Here is a 12079-nt window from a genome sequence, read left to right as displayed (position 1 = left end):
TTTTCCACAGAAACATGGCGAAAAGGCAGACGAATTATATCGGTGTCCATTCAGTTTAAAGCGGGCTTACTCACTGCCAACAATAAAAAAGGCGGGCGTCTAAGTGTATCTGTTAATGATGGGCGCTCTTTTAGTGCATGCGGCAAAGGCGTGGGTTCGCCCAGATGATCCAGGCGAAAACCCGCGGCTATCAGTGTGTTGACGTAGGTTTGCAGAGTCCGGTGGAACTTGGTCACGTTCTCCACAAACCAACGGCTTTGGCGTTCTGTTTCATAGTGGTAATTGTCCAGCGGCCAATGCAAGCGTTCGCCCTCAGGGCTGAGGACCCAGCCGCTGGGCTGCGCCGTACAGAGCGGGTGTTCGACTGAAAAAACAAATTGGCCACCGGGGACAAGGCTCGCGTACACGCGTTTGACCACCGCTGCATAATCATCGACGTAGTGCAGCGCCAGTGATGACACCACCAGATCAAAAGCATGAGCCACGGGTGTGAAGCTTTCGATCGGGTGATGAACATACACAATCTTATCGTCGTGGGTGAGGTGTCGGGCCTCAGACAACATCTTTTGTGAAATATCGACAGCAGTGACTGTCTGGGCGCCCTGGCTGCGGGCATAGCGAGCGAAATCACCAAACCCCGCACCCAAATCCAGCACCTTGAGCCCCTGCAATTTGGGCAGCAGTGCATGAAATGCCGGTATCTCAAGCACACCGTTCAGCCCCGAATCCTTCTGGCGCAGATTCTTGTAGCCTTCAAAAAATACCGGATCGTCGTACACGTTCTGAGGCTGGGGTGAGGTCGTGTCGCTCATCTACAAACTCCTGTGGAGGGGGCGCCTGAAGGGTTGAAGTTGAGCAAACGTCCAGCAAAAAACACGCCATTAATGGTTACAAAGTTTGTCGGGCTTTAGCTGCTCTGATGATGTCTGGATGCAAACAGTGCTACTGCAACGCTGCTGTTGGCGCAGCACTATCCATATCGGAGTCGGTCAAGTCATCCATTCTCTAAAACCCGTTATAACCAAATAACAAGCAGGTCTTTCGTTTTTAGACTTTTTCCTTTTATTTTTATAATCAGCAACGCCATCAACCACCTGACTGAAGTCGGGCCCGTCATACCTAAAATTCTTCTGTTTCAACAAGGAATTCACTATGTCAGGTCTTGAGGAGCGCGTGGGCGGGCGTGAGTGGCGCGCCGATGTGCTGGTGATCGGGGGTGGACCTGCGGGCACTTGGGCGGCGATCAGTGCGGCGGCCCAGGGTGCACGTGTGGTGCTGGCGGACAAAGGCTACTGCGGCGCGTCCGGGGCTACGGCGCCCTCGGGCACGGCCGTCTGGTACGTCGAGCCTGACGCGCAAAAGCGTGAAGACGCTAAAGCCAGCCGTTATGCGCGCGGTGGCTATCTGGCGGAAAACGACTGGATGGACCGCGTCCTCGAACAAACCTGGAGCAACATGCAAACCCTCGCTGACTGGGGTTATCCCTTCCCGCTCGACAGCGACGGCCAGCAGCAGCGGATTTCTTTGCAGGGCCCGGAATACATGCGTTTGATGCGCAAGCGGGTGAAGCAGGCTGGCGTGCGAATTCTCGATCACAGCCCGGCGCTGCAACTGCTCACAGACAGTGAGGGGCGCGTCAGTGGTGCGACCGGTTTCTCGCGACAGAAAAATCATGAATGGAAGGTCGAAGCCGCTGCTGTGGTCATCGCGACGGGTGGCTGCGCGTTTCTAAGTCGGGCGCTGGGTTGCAATGTATTGACGGGCGACGGGCATTTGATGGCGGCCGAAGTCGGCGCCGATTTTTCCGGCATGGAGTTTTCCAATGCGTATGGCTTGTGCCCGGCTTTTTCGTCGGTGACCAAATCAGCGCTCTATAAGTGGGCGGTTTTTTATCATGCTGACGGTCGCGTGATGGAAGGCGCAGGTTCGGCCCAGGGCCGTGGCGTGATTGCCAAGGCGCTGCAAACCGAGGCGGTGTATGCGAGGCTGGACAAGGCCGATGCTACGGTTCAGGCGCAGATGCGCCTGGCGCAGCCGAACTTCTTCCTGTCGTTCGATCGTCTGGGCATTGATCCTTTTCAGCAGTTGTTCCCGGTGACCTTGCGCCTGGAGGGCACGGTACGTGGCACCGGCGGCCTGCGAATTGTCGATGAACAGTGTGCGACCAGCGTGCCGGGCTTGTACGCGGCCGGTGATGCGGCGACACGCGAGCTGATCTGCGGGGCGTTCACCGGGGGTGGCAGTCACAACGCGGCGTGGGCGTTGTCGTCCGGCTTTTGGGCGGGGGCTGGTGCGGCGCAGTTCGCTCAAGCCAACCGACTGGCGGCCAGCACCCATTTGCGCGCCCGGGGCGGGGCGGGCCTGCTGGATGCCCGTGGCCAGCGCCTGGACAGCGGCGCGCTGATCAAAGCCGTGCAGGATGAAGTGTTCCCGTATCAGCGCAACTGGTTCCGCCATGGTGAAGACTTGCAAGCCTCGCTCGGCCGGCTCGACACGCTGTGGCAGCAGACGCGCCACGCGGCTCCGGCGGCGGATCACGAACAAACCCTGCGCCTGCGTGAAGCTACGGCAATGCTGGCGGTGTCCCGCTGGATGTACCGCAGTGCGCTGGAACGCACCGAGTCCCGTGGTATGCACCGGCGCAGTGACTATGCCTGCACCGACGTGACGCAACGCCATCGGGTCATCAGTGGCGGGCTGGATAACGTCTGGACCGGGCATGAACGCCTCGGGCCGGTCATGGAGCAGTTGCTGAGAGGGCAGGCGGCATGATTGAACTGATTGATCCGCAGCGTTGCACCGGCTGCAACATTTGCGTGCTGGCTTGCCCCACTAACGTGTTCGCGCCAGTACCGGGGCAGGCGCCGTTGATTGCCCGGCAGAACGATTGCCAGACCTGCTTTATGTGCGAAGTCTACTGCCCCGAAGATGCCTTGTTTGTGGCGCCGTACGCAGACCGCCTGGCCACGCCTGTCGAGATCGCTGATCAGACCCGGCAGTGGCTGGGCAGTTACCGCAGCGCGGTGGGTTGGGGCAAGGGGCGGGCGTCTACCGCCAGCGATGACCAGAGTTACCATTTGCTAGGAAAGTATTAACCATGAAGGGATTCAATCGACGGCAGTTTTTGGGGGCCGGGCTCGGTGCTGCGGCCCTGTTAGGGTTGCCCGGGCGTTTGCTCGCCGCCAGCGACCCAAAGCGTACTTTGCGTGTGGGCTATGTGGGTTCGACCACAGTGCCTACCGGGCCCTCCGGTTGGGCCTTGCACCAAGGGATTACGCAAAAGCACCTGGAGCCACTGGGTTTCGACAACATCAGCACTTACGTGTTTGTGAACGGCCCGGAACTGAATGAAGCCTTGCTGTCGGGTGCGCTGGATGTCGGCACCTACGGCGATACCCCGGCCATGGTGTGTTACGCCATGAGCCAGGCCAGCCGTTTGCTCAGCATTGATGCCGTGGGCATGAACGCCTGGCTCATCACCCCCAAGAACGGCGTGAGTTCTGTGGCCGAACTCAAAGGCAAGGTGGTAGCCACGCCGCTGGGGTCGTACATGCATCGCTACCTGATCGGCACCTTGCACGAGGCGGGCATTCTCAAAGACACCAAAATCGTGGCCTTGCCTGCCCGGGATTCGGAAGCCGCACTGGCGCGGGGCGACATTGCCGCTTACGCAGCGCAAAGCGAATTGGGCCCTACGCTGTTGAGCAATGGTTACCCGCTGATCGATCAGGCCACTGACCACCCGCACTTGCGCGGCTGCACCGTGACCGTCGCCAGTGAGAAGTTATTGAAACAAGTGCCCCACTTTAGTGAGGCCTGGTTGGCTGCGCGCCGTGAGTCGGTGGCGCAGATCACGGCCGACTGGCCGGCTTACTTCAGCTTCCATGCCCAAGCGTCCAAATATTCCCAGGCGGCGATTGAAGCCACCTACACCGGGAATGAGTTTCAGCTGGAGCCACTATCCCCGGTGGGCCTTGAATTGTTGAGGGGGGCCAAACAGTTCCTGCTCGAACAACGCCTGATTCGTCGTGATTTCGATATCAACGAGTGGAAGGTCTAACCCAGCGCCCCAACCAACTGTAGGAGCGAGCTTGCCTCGCGATCTTTTAAAAGATCAAAAGATCGCGAGGCAAGCTCGCTCCTACACACACACATTTAATTGCCTCAGCCCTTCACCAACCGCCGTATGTCCACCGTTTCCAGAATGCTTTTCGGCGTACCATGGTGCGCCACTTCGAGCATGACCAAGCCGACTGGCTGCCGGTGCATAGATAAAGGTCAGGTTACGCAAAATCCAGGGAACCCTCGAAATGTGGCGAATCTATGCCGGAACACGCTCGTAAGAGAAAATCAATTGCTCCAAACATACCTCACCTCATCCAGCGTCACGCCACCACGCACGAGCGTGCGGCAACTGCCAGGCTCTTCTGTTCCACCAAGGCCCTTATAGAAACGAATGGCCCTTTCGTTGCCAGATAAAACCCATAAGGTGATGCGTTTATAACCTTGATCAAGCAAACGCTTAAAACCCGCCTGCCACAATTGGGCGCCAATACCCTTACTCCAGTATTCAGCCAAAACGTAGATCGCCATGACTTCTCCCGACGCTGCTTCGGGCGTGTTTTCATCGCGACAAGCCCCCAGCGAAAGCCAGCCAATAACGTTTCCCTCCACTTCGGCGACTAAAACGTCAGCGTCTTTGTCTTCAATTGTGCGGGCCCAATAGGCCTCTCTTTGAGGCAATGTCGTACTAAGGGAGGCTAAATAGTCAGTGGGCATCAGATCAAGATAAGCGTGTTGCCAACTACTGACATGAACTTGAGCGATGCGTTTCGCATCCTCGGGTAATGCGTCACGAATCATAGCCATCCCTCTCAAGCTCGCTCCTACACACACATGTGAATGACTCAGCCCTTCACCAATCCCCGAATATCCACCGTCTCCAGAATGCTCTTCGGCGCACCGTGGCGCGCTACTTCGAGCATCGCCAAGCCGATTTCTTCGGTGGACAACACGTATTTGGGCAGTAACTTGCGGGCAATCGACAGCAAGGGCGAGGTCAGTACATAGAACGCGTTGTACATCGGGGTCTTCGAACGCGCGCCGTGCAACGGCTGGATAACCCCCGGACGAAACATGTAAGCCGCCTTGAACGGCAACGCCAGCAGGTCGGTTTCGGTGCGCCGTTTAACCCGCGCCCACATGGCCGACTGGCTGCCGGTGCCGGCGCCCGACACATAGGTAAAGGTCAGTTGCGGGTTCAGGCGCGACAGCACTTGGCCGGCCGCCAGCGGGATGTCGTGGTTGATGCGCGAATACCCGGCTTCGTCCATACCCACTGCCGAGGCGCCGAGGCAAAAAAAGCAGGCGTCAAAGCCTGTCAGCAGGTCTTCAATGGCCGAGTAGTCGAGCAGGTCGGCATGCACCAGGGTGCGCAGTTTGGGGTGGCTTGTTTCGCTGTCAGAGCGGCCAATGCTCAGGACATGGGTCACATCCTGTGCGGCCAGAGCCTCACGCAACACCCCTTGGCCCACCATCCCGGTGGCGCCAAACATTACGATTTTCATCTCAGTAGTCCGTTAGCGTCAGTGAGTGGAGGACGACATGGGTTGCAAGGCTTGCGAGGCGCGCCAACGCGCTGGCGTTGTGCCTTCCCATGAACGAAACGCCCGATAAAATGAGTTGGTGTCTTCGTAGCCTAGCAGGCAGGCAATTTCTTCAATTTCGATTGAAGGTTCGCTGAGCAGATGGCGCACCACCTCTTGGCGGGTCTCCAGCATCAGTTGCCTAAAGTTCGTGCCGTCTTCAGTAATACGCCGCTGCAAAGTGCGCTCGCTCATGCCCAGTTCCCGCGCCACATCGGCCAGTTCCGGGCGACCGCTGGCGAGGATGCGCTTGAGTGCCGCCTTGACTTGCAGGCTGATGCTGGCCGAAGCCGTGGCCTCGGCCAGTGCAGCAATCAGCGCCGGGTTGAGCATGTCCAGCAGCGCCGGGTTATGGCCCGGAAACGGCCGATCCAGATCCGCCACGTCCAGCACCAACGCATTGCGCTCGGCGCCATAGCGTACGGGGCAGCCATAGAACTCGCTCAGCGCAGAGCTGCCATCGTCTGCACGGGCCAGTTCGACCTTGCGCGGCGTAATGTGCACGCGGGCGCCTTGGCGACCCAGTTCTACGAAGGTGGCAAAGGCTGCGTCCACCAGCAGGTTGGGCGGCAGCTCGGGGGTGTGCAGCCAGTCAATGGTGACGGTGCAGGTCTGGCCATCCTCATTAACCAGCAGCCGTTCCGGTGTGCACAGTTGTTTGAAGCGGGCCATGCGGTGCAAGCCATCGCGATAATCACGGGCGATAAAGGCAGCAAAGCTGGACGGCGGCAAGGTCGCAAAATCAAGCCGGGTCACCAGCAACACAGCGACAGCCGGGTCCGGGTTGAGGGCCTGCACGGCGGCCCACAAACGAAAGAATTCTTCGGTGCTCACCTGACGCCGGTCACGCAGTTCACGTATGCACAGCGTGACGGGGAGCCGTGCCTGACGCAGGACCACTGAAGGCTCCAGCCCGATCAACTTCAGGCCTTGCCAAAAGGCATCCGGCACATTGAAACGAGAGGCAACAGGGCGGCTTGCGTCAGACATGGGGGCTCCTTTATGTCAGGTCAGTCAGGGGGTAGCTCAGTTAGAGGCCGACACGCTCAGGTCGTGCCACTTTTTATCCGATTCGGCCAGGTCTTGCGCGGCCTTGGCAGCGTACTGCACCGCGTCGCTACCGATCAGCAGACGCAGTGGCGCGTCGTCCTTGAGGGCCAGTTCCAGAACAATTTCAGCCACACGGGCCGGGCGGGTCGGCAAAATACCCGGCGAGTTGAGCAGCTCGGCCAGTGCGCCGACCGATTGTTTGTAGGGTTCGCTGATAGGCGGGATGGTCATCGACGGGCCGGCCCAATCGGTCTGCATGCCGCCCGGCTCAAGCACGGTGACTTTGATGCCCAGCGGGGTGACTTCCTGTGCCAGCACGGTGGAGAAGCCGCCGACGGCCCACTTCGCGCTCTGGTACGCGCCCAGGCCAGCCATGCCGATGCGCCCACCCAGCGACGAGACCTGGAAGATGTGCCCGCTGCCCTGGCGACGCAGGACCGGCACAACCGCCTTGCTCACATACACCACGCCGTAGAAGTTGGTGTCGATCTGGGCGCGGAAGTCTTCCAGGGTGACGTCTTCGACCGCAGCCAGATCGCCATAACCGGCGTTGTTGACCACCACATCGAGGCGGCCAAAATGCTTCACGGCGGCGTCAACCGCCTGTTCCACCTGCTCGTTGTTGGTCACGTCCAGCGCCAGTGGGTAAATCGCATCGCCAAACTCGGCCACCAGGTCATCGAGTTGCTGAGGCTTGCGGGCGGTGGCGACAACACGGTCCCCGGCGCGCAGGGCAGCCAGAGTGATGGAGCGACCGAGGCCACGGGAACTGCCAGTGATAAACCAGATCTTGGACATTCGAACACCTCTTCGTTAGAAACCGCTGAAACACCTGCCTCAGCGCCTGAACAAATAATGCTCGGCTGACCGCCTTTACACACTAGCAGCAAGGCGCCAAGTGGCTTGCAGAAGGCGCCATTGTGCTTGCAACTCAGGTAATCGGCGCGAACTCCTCAACCGCATCCGGCCAAGGGCTCAGCACTTCAAAGCCGTTGTCGGTCACCGCCACCATGTGTTCCCACTGGGCCGACAGCGACAAATCCTTGGTGACCACGGTCCACTGGTCAGCCAGGGTTTTGACGTGGCGCTTGCCCGCGTTGAGCATCGGCTCGACGGTGAAAATCATGCCGGCTTTAAGCTTCATGCCCTGGCCCGGATAACCGTAATGGAGGATCTGCGGTTCGTCGTGATAGACCTTGCCGATGCCGTGGCCGCAGTACTCGCGCACCACGCTGAAGCCTTCTTTTTCGGCAACGGTCTGGATCGCGTGGCCAATGTCGCCCAGGGTTGCGCCGGGGCGGACCTGGCGAATACCGGCGCACATGGCCTCATACGTGGTCTTGACCAGATGCCGCGCTTGCGGGCTCGGTTCGCCCACGTAGTACATGCGGCTAGTGTCGCCGTACCAGCCATCCTTCACCACGGCGATGTCGATGTTCACAATGTCGCCATCGTGCAGTACTCGGCCCGACGGGATGCCGTGGCACACCACTTCATTAACCGAGGTGCATACGGTTTTCGGGAAGCCGTGGTAGCCGACATTGCCGGGAATGGCCTTTTGCACATTGACGATGTAGTCGTGGCAAATCTTGTCGAGCTGGTCGGTAGTCACCCCTGCTTTGACGTGCGGGGTAATCATCGCCAGTACTTCAGCCGCGAGCATGCCGGCGACTTTGGACTGGGCGATTTGGGCCGGTGTATTGATAACCACGTGTGCTCTCATGGGCGGGCTCCTGCTGCAGCCTGTGCCGAATCAGCCAACTGGCACAGCTGTTTTAAATCGAGACCGCCCTCAAGCTCGGCGCGAATCAGTAATCGACTGATCTGGTTATGATCCAGATCCGGGTACAGCTCTGTGAGCATGCCAATGCGCATCCAGTGCTCTGCCTGAGCATTGATCGAGCGACTGAGCGCGTTGCTGGCGATGCGCAGATTTTCGTGCATGGCGTCCGAGATTTTTACGATGCCCATCAAATGACCCAAGATGAAATATATATGGAATGTAAGCGAAACGTATATTAGGCGATGAGCCACGAAATCTGCAACACGCAGTCATGGACAGGCCCAAGGGTCGATCCCTATGCTGGGGCCATTACAAAAACAATCAAGAACGCCATGAATCCCGACTCTTCCTTCCATGTGTTGTTGCAGTGGCTTGCCCGGCCACACCGTAGCCTGGTGGCGCGCTATACGTTGCTGTCCGTTGTGGTCATGAGCGTGGCGCTGATTACCCTGGCGATTTTTTATGAGCAACTGGCCAAGGACTTGCTCAACCGCCTTACCGGCGAGCGGCTGGATGCCCAGGCATTGTCGACGGCCAACCGCCTGTCTTCCTTTCTGGATGATCGCTTCTACCAGCTCTCGGCACTGTCCAATCACCCCAACATGCCTGAATTCATAGTTGATCAATCGCGGCTGATCAGCGACGTCGACTCGCTGCTCAAGCTGGAAGGGGACTTGCCCTTTATGTACGGCGTGCTGTTTTTTGATGAGCAGGACCGCTTGATCAAAGTACTGCCGGGCCAGTCTGCGTCGGGGGAGCCGTACTGGGGCAGTGAACACTGGTCCATCGCTGGCTTGCCGGTGCAATGGGTCGGCGATGTCGAAGTGATAGGCCCGCTGCTGCCCAAGGCGGGCGGCTCGGGCAGCTTTCTGATCCGCAAGAGCATCCGCATCGGGCGTACCAACCAGAAGGTGCGCATAGCCCTGCATTTGCGCCTGGCCTCCTTGAGCGAGTTGCTGGTCAGTGCGGGCATGGGCGGCGTGGTTGCGCCTTTGTTGCGCGTGCCTGGCGGTGCGTTTATCGACCCCACCGGGCGGCCCGTCAAGGCGCCGGGGCAATGGCACGAAGGGCCGATGATTTTGCCCGGCTGGCAACTGGTGTTCAGTGTCGAGCCGGGGGCCATCCTCAAGCCCCTGAACGATGCGCGCTGGTGGCTGTACTGGGTGGCGGCGGGGTTTATCGGGTTTATCCTCATCGTTTTTTTTACCCTCTCGCGGCAGTTGCGCGCGCGGGTCAGCACCTTGCTGCAAGGCGCCCATCAACTGTCCATGGGCGACTTGAGCTATCGCCTCGCGCTACAACCCAAGGACGATGAAATCAGCCATGTGGCCCGCGCCTTTAACGTGATGGCCGAGCGTCTGGCGCAGGTCATGGACCAGACCGTACGCAGCGAAAACCTCGCCGTGCTGGGCACCTTTGCCACGGGCGTGGCCCATGAAGTGCGCAACCCGCTGGCGACCATGAAAACCACGGTGCAAGCCTTGCTGCGCCGCGAGCAAGAACCCGAGCGGCGGCACCTGCTGAGTGATCTGGTCAAGGAAATCGACCGCTTGTCACGGGTCACCAATGACCTGCTCGAATATGGCCGCCCGCACCCGGCCAAACCGCGGGTGGTCTCGGTGGCGCACCTGTTCGAGCACACAGCGGCGATGGTCGCCCCCCACTTGCAAGCGCGCAATATCGAACTGCTGTGCGAGTCGGCAGGGGATTTGCAATTGTTCGTCGACCCGGATCAAGCCCGCCAAGTGCTGCTCAACCTGTGTTTGAACGCTGTGCAGGCCAGCCCGGAGGGCGGCGTGGTGCGCTTGTGCGCCGAGACAGGCCAAGGGCGGGTGCGGGTGTTGATCATCGATCAGGGTTGCGGCATTTCGCCTGAACACCTGGAACAGATTCGCCAGCCATTTTTCACCCTCAAACCCCAGGGCACCGGCTTGGGGCTGAGCATCAGCCAGCAACTGCTGGAGGCCAACGATGCGCGCATGCACATCGTCAGCCGCGTGGGTGAGGGCACCCAGGTGGCGCTCGACTTCCTTGCGTTCACCCGGTTTTTGTAGCCGCCTGCGTGCCTCGTCAGCGGCTACCGATCATTTTGAATACGTAAAAGTGAGACACAGATGCCTGATGTTCACGTGTTAATCGTCGACGATGAAGAAGCGCTGGTGCGCTCGCTCAGCTATGCATTGCGCGGGGAGGGCATGCGTATCAGCACGGCCAACAGTGGCGAGGCGGCGCTGCAACAGGTGCTGGATGACATCGACATCGTCTTGCTGGACCTCGGCCTGCCGGGCATCGACGGCATGGCCACGCTGGATGGCTTGCGCCAACGCAGCCCGCACCTGCCGGTGATCATGATTTCTGCCCACGGCGATACCCGGGCGGCGGTGCAGGCGGTCAAAAGCGGTGCCACCGATTACCTGACCAAACCCTTTGAGCTGGATGACCTGCTCGCCACCATCAGCAGCACCTTGGCCCTCGACACGCCTGAGTCACCGGTGCCCGGCCTGCAAGGGCAAAGCCCGGCCATGAGCACGCTGCACGCGGCGGTGCAACGGATTGCCCGCAGCTCGGCCACACGGATCCTGCTATTGGGTGAGTCCGGAACCGGGAAGACCTTGGTCGCCCAAGCGTTGCACGCGCACAGTTCACGGGCTGCCAGCGCGTTTATCGAAGTGAACTGCGCCGCCTTGCCCGAGCAGTTGATCGAGGCCGAGCTGTTCGGCTCAGAGAAAGGCGCCTACACCGGCGCCCATCAAAAGCGCGCCGGGCTGGTCAGCCAGGCCAACGGCGGCACGCTGTTTCTTGACGAAATCGGCGAGTTGCCGCTGAGCCTGCAAGCCAAGTTGCTGCACTTTCTGGAAAACGGCAGTTATCGTGCGGTGGGCGCCAGCCAGGCCAGCAGTGCCGACGTGCGCGTGGTGGCGGCAACTAACCGGGACCTGGCCGAAGATGTGCGTTTGGGGCGGTTTCGTGAAGACCTGTTTTACCGTTTGAACGTCATCACGGTAGACATCCCGGCCTTGCGTGAACGCGGCGAAGACCTGCTGTTGTTGGCGCAGTATTTTGCCCAGCGCCAGGCGGTTGAAGAGGGAGTCAGTCCGATCCAGTTTTTGCCCGATTGCGTGGCGGCGCTGCGCCGTCATCGCTGGCCCGGCAACGTGCGTGAACTGAAGAATCTGGTCGAGCGCCTGACCATTCTGTTGCCGGGCCAAGGCATCAGCGCGGCGATGCTGCCCGCGCCCTTGCAAGGGCAAGAGGTGGAGGCATCCGGCGTGCTGGGCGACCAGCTTGAACGTGCCGAGCGTGAGCTGGTGACCGATGCGCTTAGCCGCTCGGCGGGCCACAAAGGCCTGGCCGCGCAATTGCTCGGTATTTCGCGCCACGCGCTCAAACGCCGCCTGCAACGGCTGGGTATTGAGCGCTAAGCGCTCACACCCGCGCGCAGGTTGAGCGCAAACCGCTCAACACACCCGTAAATCCTGTAGGAGCGAGCTTGCCTCGCGATCTTTTGACCCTTTAAAAGATCGCGAGGCAAGCTCGCTCCTACGCGTTGTTCACCTTGGCACAGCCCTTGCTCTGTCCCTTCCCGCACTCCAACAAGAGG

At 59.9% G+C, this 12079-nt stretch carries 12 protein-coding genes; 5 read left to right on the top strand and 7 right to left on the bottom strand.

Annotated elements, in window-relative coordinates; genetic code table 11:
* Nucleotides 1-50 precede the first annotated feature (50 nt).
* Nucleotides 51-812, bottom strand: a complete 762-nt coding sequence (locus GHO32_RS08940) for a bifunctional 2-polyprenyl-6-hydroxyphenol methylase/3-demethylubiquinol 3-O-methyltransferase UbiG (RefSeq protein WP_153336902.1) — start codon at nucleotides 810-812, stop codon at nucleotides 51-53.
* Between the two features lie 340 nt (nucleotides 813-1152).
* Here GHO32_RS08940 and GHO32_RS08935 point away from each other — a divergent pair, with 340 nt between their 5' ends.
* Genes GHO32_RS08935 through GHO32_RS08925 form a run of 3 tightly spaced genes read left to right on the top strand, consistent with a single transcriptional unit; the run spans nucleotide 1153 to nucleotide 4060 of the window.
* Nucleotides 1153-2772, top strand: coding sequence for an FAD-dependent oxidoreductase (locus GHO32_RS08935; protein WP_153442822.1), 1620 nt, complete (start codon nucleotides 1153-1155; stop codon nucleotides 2770-2772).
* Nucleotides 2769-3095 carry a ferredoxin family protein gene (locus GHO32_RS08930; RefSeq protein ID WP_048368674.1) on the top strand — a complete coding sequence of 109 codons (327 nt, stop codon included), beginning with the start codon at nucleotides 2769-2771 and terminating at the stop codon, nucleotides 3093-3095. The genes GHO32_RS08935 and GHO32_RS08930 overlap by 4 nt, the downstream gene beginning before the upstream one ends.
* A 2-nt stretch (nucleotides 3096-3097) precedes the next feature.
* Entirely contained in the window at nucleotides 3098-4060 is a 963-nt protein-coding gene (locus tag GHO32_RS08925; RefSeq protein WP_153336664.1) for an ABC transporter substrate-binding protein, read from the top strand.
* A gap of 290 nt (nucleotides 4061-4350) precedes the next feature.
* Here GHO32_RS08925 and GHO32_RS08920 read toward each other — a convergent pair whose 3' ends face one another.
* The 6 genes from GHO32_RS08920 to GHO32_RS08895 form a co-directional block, all read right to left on the bottom strand.
* Complete coding sequence (locus tag GHO32_RS08920) at nucleotides 4351-4863, bottom strand: GNAT family N-acetyltransferase (RefSeq protein WP_153336663.1); 513 nt, start codon at nucleotides 4861-4863, stop codon at nucleotides 4351-4353.
* Between the two features lie 44 nt (nucleotides 4864-4907).
* Complete coding sequence (locus GHO32_RS08915; RefSeq protein WP_153336662.1) at nucleotides 4908-5567, bottom strand: NAD(P)H-binding protein; 660 nt, start codon at nucleotides 5565-5567, stop codon at nucleotides 4908-4910.
* An 18-nt stretch (nucleotides 5568-5585) separates the two neighbouring features.
* The gene (locus GHO32_RS08910) at nucleotides 5586-6635 is read right to left on the bottom strand and encodes an AraC family transcriptional regulator (RefSeq protein WP_153442820.1); all 1050 of its coding nucleotides are present in this window, start codon (nucleotides 6633-6635) and stop codon (nucleotides 5586-5588) included.
* A gap of 36 nt (nucleotides 6636-6671) precedes the next feature.
* Entirely contained in the window at nucleotides 6672-7493 is an 822-nt protein-coding gene (locus GHO32_RS08905) for an SDR family NAD(P)-dependent oxidoreductase (RefSeq protein ID WP_153336660.1), read from the bottom strand.
* A 133-nt stretch (nucleotides 7494-7626) separates the two neighbouring features.
* Nucleotides 7627-8418 carry a type I methionyl aminopeptidase gene (gene map, locus GHO32_RS08900; protein ID WP_153336659.1) on the bottom strand — a complete coding sequence of 264 codons (792 nt, stop codon included), beginning with the start codon at nucleotides 8416-8418 and terminating at the stop codon, nucleotides 7627-7629.
* Complete coding sequence (locus GHO32_RS08895) at nucleotides 8415-8666, bottom strand: ParD-like family protein (protein ID WP_048368667.1); 252 nt, start codon at nucleotides 8664-8666, stop codon at nucleotides 8415-8417. Before GHO32_RS08895 ends, map begins: the two co-directional genes overlap by 4 nt.
* A gap of 144 nt (nucleotides 8667-8810) precedes the next feature.
* Here GHO32_RS08895 and GHO32_RS08890 point away from each other — a divergent pair, with 144 nt between their 5' ends.
* Both GHO32_RS08890 and GHO32_RS08885 read left to right on the top strand, forming a co-directional pair.
* Nucleotides 8811-10532, top strand: a complete 1722-nt coding sequence (locus tag GHO32_RS08890) for a PAS domain-containing sensor histidine kinase (RefSeq protein WP_153336658.1) — start codon at nucleotides 8811-8813, stop codon at nucleotides 10530-10532.
* A gap of 60 nt (nucleotides 10533-10592) precedes the next feature.
* Complete coding sequence (locus tag GHO32_RS08885; protein ID WP_153338128.1) at nucleotides 10593-11900, top strand: sigma-54 dependent transcriptional regulator; 1308 nt, start codon at nucleotides 10593-10595, stop codon at nucleotides 11898-11900.
* Nucleotides 11901-12079: the final 179 nt, after the last annotated feature.

This window comes from Pseudomonas sp. FSL R10-2189 (genome assembly GCF_009600325.1).
GTDB lineage: Bacteria > Pseudomonadota > Gammaproteobacteria > Pseudomonadales > Pseudomonadaceae > Aquipseudomonas > Aquipseudomonas helleri.
Note: the sequence above shows the minus strand (reverse complement) of the source record. Positions and strands in the feature narration are given on the sequence as shown.